General features: G+C 33.9%; 23 protein-coding genes. 9 read left to right on the forward strand and 14 right to left on the reverse strand.

Annotated elements, in window-relative coordinates; all coding sequences use genetic code 11:
- The first annotated feature begins 379 nt into the window (after positions 1-379).
- From QNJ52_RS06640 to QNJ52_RS06650, 3 genes are all read left to right on the forward strand, one after another.
- Positions 380-1,552 (forward strand): MFS transporter, encoded by a 1,173-nt coding sequence (locus tag QNJ52_RS06640; RefSeq protein WP_219494768.1) that lies wholly within the window; start codon positions 380-382, stop codon positions 1,550-1,552.
- A 130-nt stretch (positions 1,553-1,682) separates the two neighbouring features.
- Positions 1,683-1,940 (forward strand): type II toxin-antitoxin system Phd/YefM family antitoxin, encoded by a 258-nt coding sequence (locus tag QNJ52_RS06645; protein ID WP_096076547.1) that lies wholly within the window; start codon positions 1,683-1,685, stop codon positions 1,938-1,940.
- A complete protein-coding gene (locus QNJ52_RS06650; RefSeq protein ID WP_219494767.1) occupies positions 1,933-2,205 on the forward strand; it encodes a Txe/YoeB family addiction module toxin in 273 nt (90 codons plus the stop codon). Before QNJ52_RS06645 ends, QNJ52_RS06650 begins: the two co-directional genes overlap by 8 nt.
- A 27-nt stretch (positions 2,206-2,232) precedes the next feature.
- On the opposite strand, the gene QNJ52_RS06655 is transcribed toward QNJ52_RS06650, so the two are convergent.
- From QNJ52_RS06655 to QNJ52_RS06670, 4 genes are all read right to left on the reverse strand, one after another.
- Complete coding sequence (locus tag QNJ52_RS06655) at positions 2,233-2,991, reverse strand: hypothetical protein (protein WP_219494766.1); 759 nt, start codon at positions 2,989-2,991, stop codon at positions 2,233-2,235.
- A gap of 5 nt (positions 2,992-2,996) precedes the next feature.
- Complete coding sequence (locus QNJ52_RS06660) at positions 2,997-3,482, reverse strand: NUDIX hydrolase (protein ID WP_219494765.1); 486 nt, start codon at positions 3,480-3,482, stop codon at positions 2,997-2,999.
- Positions 3,483-3,591: 109 nt separating this feature from the next.
- Complete coding sequence (locus QNJ52_RS06665; RefSeq protein ID WP_283722171.1) at positions 3,592-4,404, reverse strand: aminoglycoside phosphotransferase family protein; 813 nt, start codon at positions 4,402-4,404, stop codon at positions 3,592-3,594.
- 9 nt (positions 4,405-4,413) lie between these two features.
- Entirely contained in the window at positions 4,414-5,154 is a 741-nt protein-coding gene (locus tag QNJ52_RS06670; RefSeq protein ID WP_219494763.1) for a hypothetical protein, read from the reverse strand.
- An 82-nt stretch (positions 5,155-5,236) separates the two neighbouring features.
- Between QNJ52_RS06670 and QNJ52_RS06675 the strand changes: the two genes are divergently transcribed.
- A complete protein-coding gene (locus tag QNJ52_RS06675) occupies positions 5,237-5,686 on the forward strand; it encodes a GNAT family N-acetyltransferase (protein WP_219494762.1) in 450 nt (149 codons plus the stop codon).
- Here QNJ52_RS06675 and QNJ52_RS06680 read toward each other — a convergent pair whose 3' ends face one another.
- The 3 genes from QNJ52_RS06680 to QNJ52_RS06690 form a co-directional block, all read right to left on the reverse strand.
- A complete protein-coding gene (locus tag QNJ52_RS06680; protein WP_219494761.1) occupies positions 5,687-5,947 on the reverse strand; it encodes a Txe/YoeB family addiction module toxin in 261 nt (86 codons plus the stop codon). It lies immediately after the preceding gene.
- Positions 5,947-6,198: a type II toxin-antitoxin system Phd/YefM family antitoxin gene (locus QNJ52_RS06685; RefSeq protein WP_086042489.1), complete on the reverse strand. Its 252-nt coding sequence runs from the start codon at positions 6,196-6,198 to the stop codon at positions 5,947-5,949. Before QNJ52_RS06685 ends, QNJ52_RS06680 begins: the two co-directional genes overlap by 1 nt.
- A gap of 85 nt (positions 6,199-6,283) precedes the next feature.
- On the reverse strand, positions 6,284-6,748 hold the full coding sequence (locus QNJ52_RS06690) for an NUDIX hydrolase (RefSeq protein ID WP_219494760.1): 465 nt from the start codon (positions 6,746-6,748) through the stop codon (positions 6,284-6,286).
- Positions 6,749-6,840: 92 nt separating this feature from the next.
- On the opposite strand from QNJ52_RS06690, the gene QNJ52_RS06695 reads away from it, so the two are divergent.
- A complete protein-coding gene (locus QNJ52_RS06695; RefSeq protein ID WP_186309442.1) occupies positions 6,841-6,981 on the forward strand; it encodes a hypothetical protein in 141 nt (46 codons plus the stop codon).
- Between the two features lie 178 nt (positions 6,982-7,159).
- On the opposite strand, the gene QNJ52_RS06700 is transcribed toward QNJ52_RS06695, so the two are convergent.
- Positions 7,160-7,546, reverse strand: coding sequence for a sporulation protein (locus QNJ52_RS06700; RefSeq protein WP_219494759.1), 387 nt, complete (start codon positions 7,544-7,546; stop codon positions 7,160-7,162).
- 160 nt (positions 7,547-7,706) lie between these two features.
- Here QNJ52_RS06700 and QNJ52_RS06705 point away from each other — a divergent pair, with 160 nt between their 5' ends.
- Entirely contained in the window at positions 7,707-8,711 is a 1,005-nt protein-coding gene (locus QNJ52_RS06705) for a cation diffusion facilitator family transporter (RefSeq protein WP_219494758.1), read from the forward strand.
- A 48-nt stretch (positions 8,712-8,759) separates the two neighbouring features.
- A complete protein-coding gene (locus tag QNJ52_RS06710) occupies positions 8,760-8,948 on the forward strand; it encodes a 2-hydroxymuconate tautomerase (protein WP_041635987.1) in 189 nt (62 codons plus the stop codon).
- Between the two features lie 30 nt (positions 8,949-8,978).
- On the opposite strand, the gene QNJ52_RS06715 is transcribed toward QNJ52_RS06710, so the two are convergent.
- A complete protein-coding gene (locus tag QNJ52_RS06715; protein WP_219494757.1) occupies positions 8,979-9,920 on the reverse strand; it encodes an LCP family protein in 942 nt (313 codons plus the stop codon).
- Between the two features lie 121 nt (positions 9,921-10,041).
- On the opposite strand from QNJ52_RS06715, the gene msrA reads away from it, so the two are divergent.
- A complete protein-coding gene (gene msrA / locus QNJ52_RS06720; RefSeq protein WP_219494756.1) occupies positions 10,042-10,545 on the forward strand; it encodes a peptide-methionine (S)-S-oxide reductase MsrA in 504 nt (167 codons plus the stop codon).
- Here msrA and mprF read toward each other — a convergent pair.
- The 4 genes from mprF to glcT all read right to left on the reverse strand — a co-directional run bounded on the left by mprF (position 10,542) and on the right by glcT (position 17,502).
- Positions 10,542-13,076, reverse strand: coding sequence for a bifunctional lysylphosphatidylglycerol flippase/synthetase MprF (gene mprF, locus QNJ52_RS06725; protein WP_219494755.1), 2,535 nt, complete (start codon positions 13,074-13,076; stop codon positions 10,542-10,544). The genes msrA and mprF overlap by 4 nt on opposite strands.
- A 131-nt stretch (positions 13,077-13,207) precedes the next feature.
- On the reverse strand, positions 13,208-14,344 hold the full coding sequence (locus tag QNJ52_RS06730) for an AI-2E family transporter (RefSeq protein ID WP_219494754.1): 1,137 nt from the start codon (positions 14,342-14,344) through the stop codon (positions 13,208-13,210).
- Between the two features lie 152 nt (positions 14,345-14,496).
- On the reverse strand, positions 14,497-16,536 hold the full coding sequence (ptsG, locus tag QNJ52_RS06735; protein WP_219494753.1) for a glucose-specific PTS transporter subunit IIBC: 2,040 nt from the start codon (positions 16,534-16,536) through the stop codon (positions 14,497-14,499).
- A gap of 114 nt (positions 16,537-16,650) precedes the next feature.
- Positions 16,651-17,502, reverse strand: coding sequence for a glucose PTS transporter transcription antiterminator GlcT (glcT, locus tag QNJ52_RS06740; protein ID WP_219494752.1), 852 nt, complete (start codon positions 17,500-17,502; stop codon positions 16,651-16,653).
- A gap of 98 nt (positions 17,503-17,600) precedes the next feature.
- Here glcT and QNJ52_RS06745 point away from each other — a divergent pair, with 98 nt between their 5' ends.
- A complete protein-coding gene (locus QNJ52_RS06745; RefSeq protein WP_219494751.1) occupies positions 17,601-18,572 on the forward strand; it encodes a DUF1002 domain-containing protein in 972 nt (323 codons plus the stop codon).
- A gap of 32 nt (positions 18,573-18,604) precedes the next feature.
- Here the strand turns inward: QNJ52_RS06745 and alsT are convergent, their stop codons facing one another.
- Positions 18,605-20,041, reverse strand: coding sequence for a glutamine transporter AlsT (alsT, locus tag QNJ52_RS06750; RefSeq protein WP_283722179.1), 1,437 nt, complete (start codon positions 20,039-20,041; stop codon positions 18,605-18,607).
- Positions 20,042-20,131: the final 90 nt, after the last annotated feature.

Here is a 20,131-nt window from a genome sequence, read left to right on the forward strand (position 1 = left end):
TGAAATAAAAGGAGAAAACTATGAAAATATATCCTTTGGAGAAATTGATAATCACAATTCATTCAGTAAGAATACAGAGGTATTCTTTGAAGCTGGTGAAATGCATGAAACAAGAACGAATAATGGTTTAAATGCAGTTATTATTGAAAGACCAGATTTAAAAGATGATTTGTTTCATATAATCAATAAATTCTCCACTTTAATATTGTACAAATTTTCTGATAATGATAAGATTAATGCATTAAAAACAATAAAAGGTGATTTCATATGTAATGATTTCTTTCTAATTCATCAATTAGACGTAGACTTACAAGTCAAAACTAACAATTAAATAAGTTGTATTTGTAAGTCTATGATCTTCTTAAATTGGGAGGAAATCATGAAAGGATTTACAAATAACTTTAAATACTTATACTTTAGTCAGTTATTCGCCAATACGAGCGATAATATTTATATTATTGCACTGATTGCTTATCTATATGAATTAACGCACTCTATTCAGTTAAGTGCATTAGTTCCTATTTTCATCACATCTGCTTATTTTGTAAGTGGGTTTATCGCACCAATTGTATATTCAAGATTTCAAAAGCAATATATTTTAGTGTTTAATCAAACGATGAAATGTGCCTTGCTGATCATATTGATCGGTACAATGTATGTTGAATTGCACTATATTTATATATTAGGGTTAGCATTTATGATTGCGTTCTTAGATGGTTTTACAAATCCATTAAGCAACACGTTAATCCCCTACTTTGAGTTAAAGGATAATATACTTAGAGCAAACGGAAAAATTAGCACTATGAATAATATGATACAAATTTCAGCTTGGGCATTAGGTAGTATATTGTTAGCATTCCTGCATAGTGATGGATTGATTATGTTTTGTATCATCTTGTCTATCATATCTGTGATATTTATGATGAAGATAAATTTTAATATTAATACTGTAGAGAGTGAGCGTATAGGTTCCAAAAATTTCAAAGCGGTTATAAAAAGCAATCGTACCAGCTACAGTCAATATTTAAATTGGAATACTTTTATCGCGTCATTTGGCCATGCTGTCTGGATTGCTGCAATAATGATTGCCTTTGTAAAAGAATATTTAAATGCCCCATCTTACTGGTTTGGTATTATCAACGCGGCATTTTTCGTAGGTTTACTTGTCGGATCAAAGATGATTCATTTGATTGAAAGATTTAAAATGGTGCACTTCTATTACAGTGGATATATGCTGCTTTCACTCATTACGTTTGTCTTCGGGATTAACAGGTGGTTAATATTAGCAGTTCTGCTATCATGGCTTTATGGCATTATAGAGCAACTATTATCTATATCACTACACACAGAAATACAAAAGCATTTAAATCATGAAACACTGCTTGATACTTATACACTGAATCAGAGTATATATAGTTTAGGATTTTGCTTATCAACATTTGTGATGTCGTTACTAGCAGAACACGCTACCTTAACATTCGCATTTGTTATAGCATCGCTTGCTTACTTGTTGATTTGTTTACTCACATATCGATATAAAAATATATTCTAAAGCATAAACCCATCGCTCAAATGTTTGAGTGATGGGTTTTTAAAATCAGTATATTCAGGAGTAAAAAGTAATAATTATATGCATAATACCTCTTGAGTGGTACAATAATATTGTACAAGGAGGCGATAAAATGAAAGTCACAACTTATTCTAATGCAAGATCAAATTTTAGAAAAATAATAGATATTGTTAATGAAGACTGTGAACCTTACACAATCACAACAAATACGCATAATGCAGTGATATTATCTGAGCATGACTATAATAGTATGATTGAAACACTTTACTTACAAAGTACACCTGCGAATGCCGAAAGATTACAAAAAGCGATTGATGAATCAATTGATAAAAATAACTTACTTCAAGTTGAGATTGATTTAGATGCCTAAGAAAAAGATACTATTTTATTCAAGTGGTTTTGAAGATTATACGTACTGGCAAACTAAAGATAAAACTGTATCAAAGAAAATAAATAAACTAATAAAGAGTATTATGATTGATGGTGCAAATGTAGGTATAGGTAAGCCAGAAAAATTATTAGGAAACTATACAGGTTGCTATAGCAGAAGGATCACTCATGAACATAGGCTCGTATATAAGATAGAAGATGATTCCATTTGTATTTTACAATGTCGTTTTCATTATAAAAGGTAGAATAGCCATTCATTAGACTATCCTACCTTAATTTTTTTTATAAATTTTATAATTAACTTCATCTCTTTTACTTTGAATCGTCTCAAATCGTTCTATCATCCATGGTTCCCAGAATGTCTGTCCTTGCTTGTTAAAGACATATTCGTCATCAATCGCATAACATGCATGTGTAAGTAAATCGTCATAATAGAAACAGATAATATCTCCACTGCTAAATGAAGATTCCACTTCTTTGTATCCAAGACGGTTAAGGAAGAGCATAAAGGTTTCCTGATGCACCCACTGTTCTAATATAAATGGATTTTTAGTTAATGCATAAATTGTGGCCGACAAACAATTTGCGCCATGGTTTTCCGGGAATTTATTATGCAATGCAGTAAGATGAGATATTCTACTGAACTGCGTTATATCTGTTTTGCTAGGTTCATCATCGAACTGTTGGATAAATCTTATTTGTTCTTTTTGAGAGAGCGTATCCCAATATGCTGAAGTTATTAATCTATCAACATGGATCAGCTGCGTACCATTATCGATCATTTCTTGTTTCAATGCATCTTTAAATGTATTTTCTATGCTTTCATACCATCCTGGTTCGGCTACAATAACAAATTCATATGTCAGATGCCATGTTTGATACGTTGAATGGTTAACAACATTCGATAAACTACTGTTTTTCTTAAACTCTTCTTTCGGAACAACTAAGGTGTTTAATAAATTATATTGATGTTCATTTAAGAAAGCTTCTGATATAAAGAAAAGGTCAAACTCAAACTTCAAATTACGCATGTTAACTACCCCACTTTAATATACTTACAATATCTATCCCATAAATCTGGTATTACTTCATCTAAATTTTGTTCAATTTCATTCGGTGCTACCCACTTAGCATCAACAACTTCTTCAGCCTGAAGATTAAATGTAATGTCATTGGTTGGTGATTCGTATAGATAAGTCTCAGTAATATAATGTGAATGCATGGTATAACCTTTGAATTGAATATCATCTAAAGGCGCAAATATACCTGCTTCTTCAAGTAACTCACGATGTGCAGCAAGTACACCATCTTCTCCTGCAACAGCAGATCCTCGACTACATTCCCACTTCAAACCAAGTGGTTTATCAGGATGACGTTGTGTAAGTAGCAAATCACCATTTGGTTTCTGTACCCAGATTTCTACTACTAAATGGTACAATCCATCAGGTACTGTAATGCCTCTTTCATGGAGGATACCAGTTTTTTGTCTATTCATATCTAGAAGTTCCCATACTTCACTCAAGTGTATCCCTCCAATGATGTAATTCGCAATATTATTTATACCATTTAGGAATTACAATATTAAAATCTTCATAATACTTACGTTGTACTTCAAATTCTTGTTTCATGACTTATATTTCTTTGACACCGAATTGGACTGCCCATGGTAATGAAGATAAGATATTCGTAGCAATATAAACAGATAATACTTCCCAAAATGTCTTATGTACTTTACCATCAAAATATCCATCAACGCGCCCTCTACTAAATGCCTCACTCGTATTTACACACCAGCTGATACGATTGAATTCTTCAAATGGTACACCGATACTACATCTGTCAAAATCAATAATCCACAGTTTACCTTTTTCATCAATGACCATATTCCCAACATGATAATCGCCGTGGTGGTAGACAACAGGTTTATCGATGATACGATTTTCATACTTTTCTATTACATTAAATAAACACTGATCGTTATCATATTTATATTCACAGTTTAGATACATTGATTTCTTACGTTCGATTTTCTTTAGAAAAAAGTCACGCCATCCAAACTGATTTGCGCCAGGTATAGCATGAATGACTTTCAATATTCTCCCGGCTTCAAGACCAAGCTCATATTGTTCTTCTGAAGTTAATGTCGGTAATATTTCTTTAGCTTCATGACCTTCAATCCATTGGTATAGTAAACAATAATGATTATGATAGTCGCCGTGTGATACTAATTGTTGCACTGGAAGTCCAAGGTCCATACACTGTTCAACTAAATTAATTTGCAATTGAATATCCTCTATTCTATCAATAGAAGAAAGACGTAATAGATACTTATCATCTCGAGTTGTAACAATATATTTTTGATCATCCGACCAACCCTTGTTAAAGCTTTCTAACTTCAAAAAATGAAAGCCTGGCAAGTGATCATTTAAATCATCAATATGCATGGCACCCTCCTAAATATGTGTTTTAAAATAATGCGCTAAAGATACCTTTCTCCCTTCTTTATCCCAATCATGATAAAGTTTAAATAAACGTGATACATCTCCATCTACAAGACTTACAAACTGAGTGACTTTAACAAAACTCATCCAGTAATGGAACATAATATATTCCTTTGGGTGCGAGTAAATATCATATGTAAAGTGTTCTAAAGGTAGGTCACCAAATTCATTTAAATAATATTCATAGAGCGTCTTTTCTAGATGATATACGTCACAGAATAATCTTTCATCAAAAAAGAACTTTCTAGGAAGATAAGTCGCCATTCCTTCTTCAAACCACATATCTTCACACCTTGGTTTATCTTCATCAAATTCAGCAAGAAATAGATTAATATGATGCGTGAGTTCATGTCCTAATATTGCAAGCATCTCATCTTTAGTGTGTTCGGTATAATATGACGTGTATTTATCTTTTAAAACTTCTGGAAGCAACGCTGTTAAATATTGTTCCCAGTAATCATGATCAGCACACATGTAGATGGTTTCATCTCTCGTAAAAGCAGGTACAGGTTTTTCGAGCACCTCTTCCATCACAAAACGTGATGTCCAGAATACACCATGTGGTATATCCTTTAACTGAAAATAATCTTCAAGGTATTTTTGGAAATCATTAATTTGTGTATGGAAATATGTTATATCAGCATGATACTTATTTAAATCAGCTGATTGCTCAAAAGTATAGATTGGTTTCATTAATATGCACCTTTCTGTGTTTATCATAAGAAAAAAATATATAATGATATTATACAGAAAATTCTTACAAAAAGGTGATTCGATGTTAAAACAAGTTTATGAAATCAACGATGAAATTTTAGAGTTATTGCTATTAGCTGACCCTTCGATTGAAATGATTAATCGATATATTAGTGAAAGTTCAATGTATATATTAGAACAAAGTAAACCTATTGGTGTTGTCGTATTAAAAGAAGTTAGTGAATCAACCATTGAAATAATGAACATTGCAGTAAGTGAAGCTTATCATGGGAAAGGTTATGGTAAGGTGATGTTAGAAGAAGCGGAGAAAATAGCGAAGCATTCAGGATACGATAAGTTAATCATCGCCACAGCGAACTCAAGTCTGAATCAACTCGCGTTATATCAAAAGTGTGGATTTAGAATTCAAGAAATAGAAAAAGACTTCTTTATCAATGAATATAAAGAAGTCATTATGGAAAATGGTATTAGGGCGATGGATAAGATAATGCTCAGTAAAGTTGTAGAATGATCACTCATAACGCCCATATGCTGAATAGATTGTTACAATTTTATCTTCGTCATTTACTGTATAAACAACACGATGTTGTACATTTAACCTTCTCGAATAAAACCCCTTTATTGGGGGAATTAGTTTTTCGAAAGAATGGTTATTATTATATGGATTTTCTTTAAGCTGTTTAATGATTTTTAGAAAGTTCGTTTCTAAGTGTGTGTTTTTTATCTTTTTCAGATCTTTCTTGACACTAGATTTCATAACCACTTTGTACATTAAATATTATCCCATGTACTGTCAAAATCAATTTCTTCTTCATCTTTACGTTGTTCGATTTGATAAGCAATACCTTTTTCTAATAAGAATAACGTCTCCTGAATGGCATTCCAATCATCTTCACCAACTAAAACAGCTCCTTTTTCTCCAATTTTAGTTGGTGCAATGTAAATTTCCTTACTATCTTCATTAACAGATTTTATAATGTTGAAAAAATCTTTTCTAGCACTAGTAGGTGTATAAGTATTCATAAATGACCCTCCCGTAACGTACAATATCGTGTACATTATAACATTAGAGATAGAATTGTCCAAATAAATATATCTAAATTCCTCCTTAGTCCTTTTCATGATTAATAATATGTTCAAAATCCTTATTCTCGCTTAACAGCTTTTCCTTTAATATTACTGGTTGAATATTGATCTTATCGATTTCATTTACCGGGAACCATCGATACTCCATATCTTCTCCATTTTCATTTCCGATTATAGATATTCCTCTATCCCATAATGATTTGGAATGACAAAAATAATAAACGCCGAGCTCATGGAATGACTTTTCTTGTGAATGATATGTTTGTTCAATGAAAATAGCAATTTGTTCTATCTCTATGTCAGTTGATAGTTCTTCTAATATCTCTCTTTTCAAGGCTATTTTAGAATCTTCTAGCATTTGAACTTTGCCGCCAGGTGGTGTCCAGTAATCATTGAATTTTTGTAATAAAATATGATTATTTTCTATAATTAGCGCTGAAGCTCTATATTTGAAACGCATATTATCTTTTGTAAATGTGATGTCCATAAATTACTCCTCTAATAATATAATTTTATTTAAAGAATTTTCTGATTAATATATCATATAATTAAATCAATAAATTTACAACGGAGGTTTAAATGAAAGAATACAATGTTAATACATATAAATACGACCATTCTATACACTATTCATGGAAATCAGAACTTATAGAGGAGAATGAATCATACATTCTTCTTAAGTCTCTGCCACTCAGAAAGCTTATTCATCATACACGATGAAGACGAATTTGAAATTAACATAATAAAATATCAATATCCGGCAAGCTTAATAACAGAGGTAAATCACCTAAAAGAAAAACTAGAATCTTTATATCGTAATAACGTGTTCCCTTTTGACGGTTTTCTATTAAGAAATATTGAAAATTTAAGAAATTATATCAATTTTTATTTACTAAATTTAACGGACACTTTCAAAGTAAATTTCATCTTCATCATAATAATCAACTGAGCTACTGACAAATACATGTGTAATGATCACGAACGTATGATTTACATCTTCTACGTTATGAATTGCCGGAAATGTGAATGGAATTGTTTCTGATCCTCTGTTTTCGATGGTAAATGATGCTAATTTCTCATCTAAGTATTCAAATTGGCTCATTTCATCCTTATTTTTCTTACGTTCAATTAATGATAGTTCTATGTGATCGATCTCCAGCCCATCTAATTCGTGTACATCCACTACCCCGTTAATATCTTCGTCTAACCTGAATGATGTTTTCTCCAGCTTTGTGTTGATTTTAGAATCTCCGATACCGATAGATGTTAATAATTCTTTAAACATAATAACCCTCCTGAAATAAGTTACTTCTATTGTCGCATAGTTAATTGAAAATTTAAAATAAAGTAATAGCATTAAATCAATCAAGTATCCTTTTTATTATGTTTATTTTCACCTATAATAGGTAAAGTAAATATAAAATTAAATATGTTAGGAGAATTCTATGACAGGATTATTTACATTACTCAAAAAAGGGAGTAAATCTTCTTTAATTGCAGCAATCGTCAACTTTATTTTAGGTACTTTAAAGCTAGTTGCCTATATATTTACCGGTAACGTTGCAATGTTCGCAGAGATGATGCACTCTTATGGTGATGCTGCAAACCAACTTTTTGTCTGGGTCGGCTCAGCTGTTTCTAAGAAAGCACCGAATGAAAGGTTTCCATTTGGATATGGCCGCCTGGTTAACATCGTTTGTTTATTCGCCGTGATCATCGTTGCAATTTTAGCTTATGAAACAGTGTTAGAAGGGATACATCATATTATGAATCCGACGCATCAAGAGCAATCGTTAAATCAATTTTTAATTGCTATTGGTGTATTATTAATTGGGGTTGTATTAGAAGGATCAGTATTATATAAAGCAGGACAAGAAGTACTTGAGGAAGTTCACAAACCTGCCACTGGCCTTCATCCTTTAACTACTAGTTATGCTAATATTGGAAGTGCCAAACCTGCAACGAAACTGGTATTCATGGAAGATACAGTGGCAACTGGCGGAGGATTCATTGCATTAATCGCTATTATTATTGCTCGTTTTACAGGATGGAGTCAGGTTGAAGGTATCGTTTCAGTCATCATCGGTTTAGCAATGTTCTATGTTGTGTTTAAAGTCTTCATGGAAAATGCAGCTGGTGCAATCGGACGTGCAGATGAAGAGATGGAAGTTAATGCTTCTAAAGTGATATTAGAACATCCTGATGTTTCAGATATCAAACGTCTTGTTGTAATGAAAGAAGGCGAAGATAAGCACGTTGAAGCATTGATCGAAGTTTCAAACCATGAATTTAATTTAAGAGAATTAACAGAAATCAAAAAATCGGTAGCGAGCGCATTATTAAAACAGCCTCATGTTACAGATGTTAACGTCGAGATTATGGAAGACGACGGCATGGACGACTGGGTAAGTGGTAATGGATCCTCTGTTAACCGTAATATCTATGAATAGTATATTATAACTTTGAACAATAAATTTAAGATGTAAAGGAGAATGTTTATGCCATTCGTAACAGTAGAATTAGTTGAAGGTCGTTCTGAAGAACAGTTAAAGAAAATCGTTGAAGAAGTAACGGAAGTTGTAAGTCGTAACTCTGGAGCGCCGAAAGAGAAAGTTCATGTATTTATTGAAGAACTTAAAAAAGAGCGTTATGCAGTAGCGGGTCAACTATTATCAGATCAACAATAAAAACAGGAGAAGCAATCGCTTCTCCTGTTTTTACTCATTTAAGAACTTCTGTATCGCCTTTTTATTCACTTCTTTATCTATTTCAAGTACAGCCCCTGCTTCAGGATAGCTTGCCTGCTGAAAGCTTCCTTTTACTGGCACAGTCAATGTGCTCTGCTTCTTATCACCACGAATAACAAAGCTTGTACCCATTCGAAATATCTCGCCATCTTTAAGGTCTGTATTGACATAACCTCTTGCAATACCCGCCAATTTCGGTGTTTTAAAGAGTACAGGAAGACTGACCATCTCTTGTTTTAACGCAGAAATCACTTGCTGCTGACGTCTTACGCGTCCAAAGTCCCCTTCTTCATCATGTCTAAAACGAGCATAACCTAGTAATTCTTTACCATTTAGATTGTGCTGACCTTTCTTTAAAGATACATCGATATTCTCAGACATATCCTTTTCCACATTTACCGGTACTCCAGACGGTGAGATTTCATCTACCATGGCTTCGAACCCTTTGAAATCTATAATCGCATAATGTTCTATTGGAATACCTAAATTTTTCTCTATCGTCTTACGCAGTAAATCCGGCCCACCTAACGTGTAGGCTGTATTAATTTTATAGTTTCTATATCCGGGGATTTCAGCATATATATCGCGCATGACTGAAATGATTTTTACCTTCTTATTAAGGAAGTCATACTGTGCAATCATAATGGAGTCCGTTCTTGCTGAGCCATCAATCATGCGATCTTGACCTAAAATTAAAACATTTGATTTACCGTCTTTATTCGATACTCCATTAAAGTCATAGTTGACATGCTTTTGTCCATGTTTTGCTGCTAAATCTAGGCCACTATTATAACTTGATTTGATAAAAACTACTACCAGTATAAGTAATAAAACTAATCCCAAAATTACAAATGGTAGTTTTTTTAATCTGATTTTCTTTCTTTTTCTTCTTGGCGTTATCCCTTCGCTCATATATACCCTGCTTTCTATATTACAATATAATAAACTTATAAAAGAATTTACATTATTGCAAGCATATATCGGTTTCTTTTCCAAATAATAAAGTAAAATAACAAAAAGGAGGTAGAAATATATGAAAAAGAAAATATACTTAGCAGGTGGCTGTTTCTGGTGCATGGTTAAACCTTTTGATACATATGATGGCGTATCATCAGTCACTAGTGGTTATATGGGGGGGCATATTGAAAATCCAACCTATGAACAAGTAAAAACCGGTACGTCTGGTCATCTTGAAGTCGTAGAAATACAATATGATGATCAAGTATTCACGACGTTACAAATACTTGAAATATTCTTTAAGATTATTGATCCGACTGACAATGATGGGCAATATCAAGATAGAGGAAGTCAGTATCGCACGGCAATCTTTTACTCAGATAATAACCAAAGAGAGATTACTGAAAACTATATTAGCAACATTCAACCTAATTTCGATAAACAGATTGTCACAGAAATAAGAGAATCAAAGACATTCTATAAGGCAGAGGACTATCATCAGGACTTCTATAAGAAGGATCCTGAACGTTATAAAAGAGAACAAGAAACAAGACAAAAAATAAAAGACAAGAAAAATTAATTTCTTGTCTTTTTATTAATGAGATAACTCACTCTTATCATAGACGTCATCAGACTATTCCCCTTCTTATAGACGAGATAGCGTGGCTCCCAGTTCGGATTAAATTTCTCTTTATAGTTACGTAATCCTTTAAAACTATAGATATGAGAAATTGTCTCAAATATCCTTCCTGCAAAGCGCTCTCTATAAAATGCATATCTATGGCTGCCAACGTTCGATAGTGGTGCCATTCCCATATTAAAGTAATCGTAATGTTCTTTGACGTATAACATCGTATTTAAATATAGACCGTCCATCATCTGAAACTCATTCTCTTTCCAGCGGATCATATCAACTGAAATAGAGTGATTATAATTTGTCGGCATAAATGATACAAATCCTATGATTTCTTCTTCATTTCTTATGACACCAACAGGTGCCTTATTGAGATAATACGCATTAAAGCTTCCAACTGAAAAGTTCATTTCTGATCTTCCATTTAACCATTCATCAGATACAGTTTGTAACTGGTTTATAAAATCCGAACTGAATGGTGGATGCACAACCTCATAAAAATAGCCTTGTGATTCAAACTTATTCACCGTTGCACGAAATGCACGTTTCTTCTTACCACTGATAGTAAAATCGTTAAGAGGTATCACTGCTTCTTCACCTAACTTGAAGAAGATATTTCCGAAATCATGATATAAAGGAAGATAATCAGGTTTCACCTGATAAAAGATGATTTCATATCCATAATAGTTAGCTTGGTTGTAGAAATCGTATAATAAATCTCTGAATGATTGCTTATTTCCTATAGGATCTCCAAGCACGAAAATTGTATCATAATGTGTCTGAAACATGATAAAAGCATCTTCAGCTTGATTAATGAAATACGATTTATCGGTAGAATAATGAAGGTGACTGACAAAGTTACCTCCATACATATCAATAATTTGTGCACGCTGTTCTTCAGAAACATCCATTGCGATATTAGCAATATATTTCTTATTGAAGAAATACGAAGTTAAACTGATTAGTAATATTGTTGCAATAATAAAGAATAGAAAGTAATTTCTCATTAAATTGCCGTCAAAATCGATACTATCCTGTGCCAATAGTTCACTTAGCTGTATTCTGATAAGCCAGCTATTGAGCGAAAGGATAATGACAGAAAACAGTATCGTTAAGCCTGCTCTAAACAGTGTGATTGGACGTTTAATCATCTTAATGTTCATATTCCCAATAAATAGAAGTAAAATAAGTGCTGCAATCCAAATGTATACAAGCCAATTTCCAAATGTTAAGAAAAGAATGATTAATATTACAGCAGCAGCAACAATACTGATGATATGTGCACGTCTCGTATCATGCATCACACCTTTCGCATTTATCATCAGCAGTAAGCAAGCAAGCGTGAAGAAAGAAGATAAGAAGGTGTATGTATTGTGCTGGACATCAAAGATAGCATCGTTTATCAATATACTGTTTGTCATCAGAAATACAAACCCAGTAATAAAAGAAAGGATACCAAGGGCTATAGCTGGTAGATGTATTAACACATCTTTTAACAGATTTAAAAATAATGAACTTGTTTCAATCGCAGGTGCAAAATACTTATTATCTTCAAAGCGTTCTTCAAATTGTTTCTTTGCAAATCCCTTAAACTCAAAGGTGGATAAAACCATTGCGACAAGGAAAGGAACGAAATAATAGACAACGCGATATATGAGGAGTGCAAGCAATACATTTTCTTCGGTGATACCAATACTTTTAAATCCAATAAGGATCATCAGATCAAAAGCACCAAAACCACCTGGAACCATGGAGAGTAGTCCAGCTAAAGCAGCGATAACAAAGATACCTATAATTAACGAATACTGGACATCGATATGTATAAACTTAAATATCAGATAGAATACACCGCTCGCTGCCAGCCATTCAACACTTGACACAAGCGTAAATATTATTCCCAGAAATTTATCATTGTTAACAGGCTTAATAAGTGTGTACAGAAGAAATACCGGCAAATAGAGCGCAATGATAAAAATACCAATTTTATACCAAGTGTACTGATCAAAAGCATGGGTATTCGGAAATATATTAAAAACGATACCTAAACTCAGAATACTCATCCCTGAAATCATCGATAACAACATCATTGAAATGACCTTGATAAGCGTTTTATCATCCTCAGTATAATTCCTATAAATAAGTAAGCGGAGCCCTGCCCCTATCATTCCTCCAAATCCAATAACTGCATTTAATGCATTTGCAATAAAACTAACATTAAAGAGTTTCATATGCTTGATTTCCAGATGCATCCTCTTGGCTAATACAAAATCATATAAAGATAAAATACTGACTGAAATAAGACCAGAAAAAATAAGGATCGCCAGCTGTATAGAGTCTAAATGTTTAAATGCCGTCATCGTCGATTTGAAGTCAATCGTCGATAACTCACCCTTTAGACGATATATCACAAAAATAAACAGTAATGCCATAAATAAAAACTTAATTACATTCCGATAATTATTAAATAATATTTTCATAAAACCCCTACTCACAATAATTAATTTGAATTCATACATATTCTACAGAAAAACAAGAAAAAAACCAAATATTATTGGAAATAAATGAAAAATAAGTCATCATCCGTCTGGAATGATGACTTATCTCAAAATCAATATACTTCCCCATCTTCTGATAAATACATATTATAACGTTTCTTAAATTTATCGAATATATACTGAGTCAAAACCTTTAATATAGCATATAAAGGAATACCTAATATAACGCCTATTAAACCCAATAGATTCCCTGCACAAAGCAGAACAAAAATAATTGTTAAAGGATGAATCTGCATTGTCTTTCCCATAATATTAGGAGAAATAAAGTGACCTTCTAAAAACTGCACGGCCATCCATACAACTGCAAGCTTCAACAACATGACAGGTGAATCAACTAGCGCAATCACAATAGCAGGACTGATAGCAATCATTGGTCCTAAATATGGAACCACACTCGTTACTGCAGCGATACAAGCAAGAATTAAAGCATACTCAAGCCCGATAATCATATAACCAATAAACAATAGCACTCCGATACAGAAAGCAACAAACATCTGACCCTGTATATACGAACCGACCTGAACATTCATCTTATCTAAAATATCATGAAGATCTTTTCTAAATTTTGGTGGTGTTAACTTTAATACATAATTTTTGAACTGTTCGCCATCTTTCAGCAAAAAGAAGAGTACGAATGGGAAAGTCATGATGACAATAGCTACGCTTGCAACTGTATCGACAACCGATCGCAGACGAGTTGAAAAATCACCAAGGTACTCTCCTACCTTCTTTGGAAGATCACTAAGATTTGTATTTACCCATTCCTGAATGTTCTGCAGGAATGGAGCAAACTTGGAATTGTTCGATAATCTATTAAAGTCTTTTAATAGATGATTTAAATAATCTGGAGCATTCTGAACCAACCCAGTGATCTGAACTTCTATAACAGGAATTAGCCAGGTGATGAGTAAAGCAAAAAGACTGATAATGGTCCCAATCAATATAATGATACCCCATAATCTATTAATACGATAACGTTCCATCAAATTGACAAGCGGATTCAAAAGATAATATAAAATGAAAGCCAAGATGACAGGACCTATTACTGTATTGAAGATAACGATAAATGGTTTAAAGATAAAAGAAATTTGATTAACTATCAATACTAATATTCCAGTTAATATTAATACAGTTAATGTGAACAATAACTTTCTGCCCCCAAAAAACTGAAAAAAATTACGATCTGACATACGCACCCTTCCTTATGTAACATATTATTTTACTTATATACTTTTAGTTTACATAATATATTTATAATATTTATTTATACAATATAAAGAAATTTAACCACATATAACAAAAAAAATCAAGGAACATCGTTACAGATGTTCCTTGATTTTACTTATTTAACTGAAAGTAAACGTTCTCCAGATTGAATTTTTCCATAGTTGACATCATGGATCATTTGATTATTCAAATTAGTGAAGATAATTGGTGTAATATCACTATCCGCATTTGCTCTGATATAATCCAGATCTACTTTTAACAACGACTGACCTTTAGTGATTTTATCACCAGGCGCTACGAGCATTTCAAATCCGTTACCTTTTAATCCAACGGTTTCTAATCCGAAGTGGATTAAAACTTCAAGACCGTTCTCATCTTCAAGTCCAATCGCATGTTTCGTCGGGAAATCCATCTTCAAGACTCCATCGAATGGTGCTACCACTTCACCGACAGAAGGTATGATTGCAACCCCATCTCCCATTAGCTTCTGGCTGAATACTTGATCTGGTACTTGAGATAAATCTACTACCTCACCAGTAATCGGAGCATATACAATATGTTCCTCTATTGCTGGTACAGCTTCGATTTGTTCTTCAGCTTTAACCGTATTCATCTCTTCAGTGACAGTCGTTTGTTCTGGACGCGTTATGTCTCCTGAAATGATTCGAGCCATATCATGTTTAATCTGATCTGACTTAGGCCCAAAGATTGCCTGCATATTGTTTCCTACCTCTAACACGCCAGCTGCACCTAATGCTTTTAACTCGCCGACATCTACTTTGGACTTATCGTTAACTTCAACTCTAAGTCTTGTAATACAAGCATCTAGATGTTTGATGTTCTCTTTACCACCCATTGCATCAAGCACGTGAAATGGAAGTTCATTAGTAGACGTTTCTTTAACTGTAACTTCTTCATCTTCACGACCAGGTGTTTTTAAGTTAAATTTAGTAATACAGAATCTAAATACTGTGTAGTAAATCAATGCATAGACTAATCCGACAGGGATTACTAACCACCATGGAGTTCTGCCTTGTAACATTCCAAAAGTGAAGAAATCAATAAATCCTCCTGAAAATGTATAACCGAGGTGTAAATCCATTAGATATAGTATTAAGAATGATAATCCATCTAACACTGCATGAACAAAGAATAAAATTGGTGCTGCAAATAAGAATGAAAATTCTAAAGGTTCAGTTATACCTGTTAAGAATGAAGTTAATGCAGCTGATGCCATTAATCCTCCTACAAATTTTTTCTTTTCAGGTTTTGCTGTATGATAGATGGCTAACGCCGCCGCTGGCAAACCAAACATCATAACAGGGAATTCACCTTGCATAAATGCTCCAGCTGTTAAAGGTACTTTATCTTGTATTTGAGCCATAAAGATATTTAAATCACCATGTACAACTTTTCCGGCTGCATTCGTATATGTACCAAATTCAAACCAGAAAGGTGCATGGAAGATATGATGCAAACCAAATGGAATTAATAATCGTTTAATCATTCCAAAGAAGAATACGGCTAATGCCTTGTTTTCTTCCATCAAGAACAATGATAAACCATTCATACCACTTTGAATTACTGGCCAGATAAAGAACATTATTATCCCTAATATAAACGAACTAAATGCCGTTACAATAGGCACGAATCTTTTACCAGCAAAGAAACCTAAAAATGGCGGTAAATTAATATTATAGAACTTATTATAAGCCCATGCGGCTAAAATACCTATAATTATTCCACCAAAAACACCCGTCTGCAACGTTGGAATTCCTAAAATTGTAGCGTATCCTGGACTTTTTGTAACATTCTCAGCAGTGATACCACCAATCTGACCCATAGTTACATTTAAAACTAGATATCCTACAAAGGCTGCTATCGCTGCAACCCCATCGCCACCTGCAAGTCCTACGGCCACTCCCAAAGCAAAGAGTAATGGTAAGTTATCAAAGATAACTCCACCTGCAGCTTGTAACATTGAAGCAATTTTTACGACAATGTCATTCGCTAAAAACGGGAAAAAATCTACTAATGATTCTGTTTGTAATGCTGCTCCAATTCCTAGCAGTAACCCTGCAGCTGGAAGGATTGCCACCGGAAGCATCAATGCTTTACCGATACGTTGTAATTGACCGAAAAACGTTTTCCACATACTGTATTCCTCCTAAATAGTTTTTTGATGTAAAGTGATGCAGTGTCCCATATAAAAAGGCATGAGTATACACTGGTCCCATGTACCAGTGATAACTCATGCCTGCATTATCAGTTACACGTTATCAACTTCAGTATTAAATGCTTGAATATGCATCGTAAGATATACCAATTCCGAGTCATAGACAGGCTTATTTAAATAAGTCTGCATCATCTTCACGATCTTTACAGATGTATTGTAACACAGAGGATACTGCTGTTTCAATAGGATTTCTAATGTTTTTTGTTCCGGCATCCTCTCATCAGACATCACACGTTGCACAGTAAATGTAATATGTCTTAAAAATCTTGAATATGTAATAGAATCTCTATCAACAGTAACCTTTAGATCCTGCTCAATAATCGTTATTGCATGTTGAACAACTTCAGTCATCAGACGCATATCTCTTAACGAGTGATTGTTCACCGACGAATGGATATGCAGTGCAATAAAACCTACTTCTGTCTTCGGGAATTGTACCTGCAGTCTGTCATTCAGCATTGCTACGACCTGTTCAGCAATCAGAAACTCCTGTCTGTAGAGACTTTCAGTTTCTTTCAGGAAAGGATTGGCCACAATAATACCTTCCTGATAACGTTTTAATGCAAAAATGATATGATCCGTAAGAGATAAAAGAATATTATCATTCATCTCTCCATTCGTTTTATGATCGATAAATTCGATCACTTCTATGACTGTCTGGATTACTTCATCATTTGTTAGAGTTAATAATGACTTATATCTTTCCTGCTCAGAAGATGACTTAAGTTCAAATATCTTCTCTATACGTTCAAGTTCACTATCCTTTAAAACTGCCCCACTTTTCTTACCAAAGCCTATACCTTTGCCTATCAGGATAGTTTCTCCTTCATGTCCTTGAGTTATCACAACATTATTATTCAATACTTTAATCACATGATATTTCAAAAATAACACCTCATTCCAAAGACCTATGTCACAATAAACATGCTCATGATAATATAAAGGTATATACTAATATATATAGATTATCAGGAGGATTATATATGAAAAAACTTATTATTTTAATCTTAACAGTATTTCTTTCGTTAATGCTCATGATCCCTCAGCGTGCCCATGCGGTAACGCAAGAAGCATGGTCTGAAGCAGTGACGGTGTATGGTGCAGCATTAGAACAGAATAACGTCCTTAAAGATAAGACGAGTGACCTGCTTCAAACGGATGCCCAGGATAAAACGACGTATGTCTATGCCGAAGACTTAAGAAAGTACTTAAATCTGCAATCAAGTAACGATGTATTAAAGTCTAGTATTCGTATCAAAAAGCTATCTGCTGGTAGTGGTCTCACTTTAAATATAAACCAATCTGCCGGTAAAATCACTAAAATCACTGAGGATACTTATAAGAATGCTTTACTTACGGCAGGTGTAACAGATGCTAATGTTACTATTGCAGCCGCTGAAGATGTTACCGGTGAAAGTGCACTCGCTGGTGTCTATAAAGCATTCGAAACACAAGGTGAGCCAATCGATCAGTCGAAGACACAAGCTGCTCAGGATGAACTTAATTCTATCTCTAACATTAACGAACAAAATACAGGTGTCAATGGTTACTCTCAAGAACAGCTCAATAAAGCGATCGCTGAAGCGAAAGCAGAGATTGCAAAGCAAGGTGCCAATCTAAATACGACAGAAATCAAAAACATTGTTCTTCAGAAGATTGAGAATAATGGTCTGACAAATATCATTAATGACAATCAGATTAATATTATCGTTAACTTTATAGAAAATGCACAAAATAACGGCGTTTTCAGTGGTGAAAATAAAGATAAATTTATTGAAGGCACAAAAAATTATGTAGATGATATCAAAAATTCTGAAGGCTTTAAAAAAGCTACAGATAAAGCAAAGGAACTTGGTAATAATATTAGTGACACACTGAAAGATGAAGGCTTCTGGGACAAGATTATGAACTTCATCCAATCTATAATCGACTGGATAGCGAGCCTTTTCAAATAAAAATACTAAGCTGCAGCTGCAGCTTAGTATTTTTATTTATGATTTATTTCTTTATCTCTAAAGTGATACGGGTTATCTCCCCAAGTCTCAACGTCTGATAAATCCGCTTTAACATTCTCTGTTCTAAATACAGGATTAAGCCCTTTCTTACGCTGTTCTCCGTAATCTTTAGCAACTTCAAATACGACATGTGCTAATCCGATAAGCGCAGTAATATTCAAGATCGCCATAAGCCCCATAAATAAATCTGCAGTCGCCCAGACCGTCTCTACTTTAACTACTGCACCGAAAAATACCATGAGTACGACAATAAATCTGAAGATAAACATGACTACTTTGTTAGTCGTTAAGTATTCAATATTTGATTGCCCATAATAATAGTTACCAATCACTGAAGAATACCCAAATAAGAATACTGCTACTGTCAGGAAGAAACCACCGAAACTACCGACATGGTTATTTAGCGCAGCTTGTGTAACTGCTACACCTTGTGGTACTTTCTCCCCAAACTCTAATCCTGAGTATAATAAGATCATAATTGCAGTTGCAGTACATACAATCATCGTATCAAAGAATACACCTAATGACTGAATTAAACCTTGCTTTACCGGATGGCTAACAGCAGCTGTTGCAGCAGCATTAGGTGCTGATCCCATACCAGCTTCATTTGAGAATAATCCACGCTTAATCCCCTGCATAATAGTAAAACCTAATGCACCGCCAAATGCCTGTTCCATACCGAATGCGCCTTTTATAATACTGATTATCATCGGAATTACATCACCAATATGCATAATTAAAATAAAGAGCACAAGCAGAATATAAAAAATTGCCATAACAGGTACGACAGCAGAAGTTACATTTGCAATCCATCGTACACCACCGAAAATTACAATCGCTGTAATGATTGCTAGAACTACTCCTGTAATCCATGCAGGTGTATTATATTGTGTATTTAAACTTTCGGCAATCGTATTTGATTGCACAGTATTGAAGACAAATGCAAACGTAACAGTTATTAAAAGCGCAAAAGTTGTTCCTAACCACCTCTGTCCAAGCCCCTGTTCCATATAATATGCCGGACCTCCACGAAAGCCACCCTTTTCATCTTTAACCTTATAAACTTGCGCTAACGTCGCCTCAAAGAATGCACTTGCTGCACCAAAAAAAGCAATAATCCACATCCAGAATACTGCACCAGGTCCGCCAAGAACAATAGCAGTGGCAACACCTGCAATATTTCCGGTACCTACACGACTCGCTGCACTAATAGCAAACGCCTGGAAAGAAGATATGCCTTTTTGTCCATCATCCAATGTCTCTGGTTTCTCACCGATGACTCTAAACATCTCTGGTAACCAGCGAAGCTGTATAAATCTAGAACTTAAACTAAAGAAAAATCCAGCAAGCAATAATAATCCAATTAAAAATTGCGACCAAATCATATCATTTCCGGTAGATACTATCATCTTAAACCATTCCGGAATCCACGCATCAAAATTTACTTTTGATATATCCAAAATAAAAACCCTCCACTATTCAAAGTAAAATAAGACTAA

This window comes from Macrococcus sp. S115 (assembly GCF_030067655.1).
GTDB lineage: Bacteria > Bacillota > Bacilli > Staphylococcales > Staphylococcaceae > Macrococcoides > Macrococcoides psychrotolerans.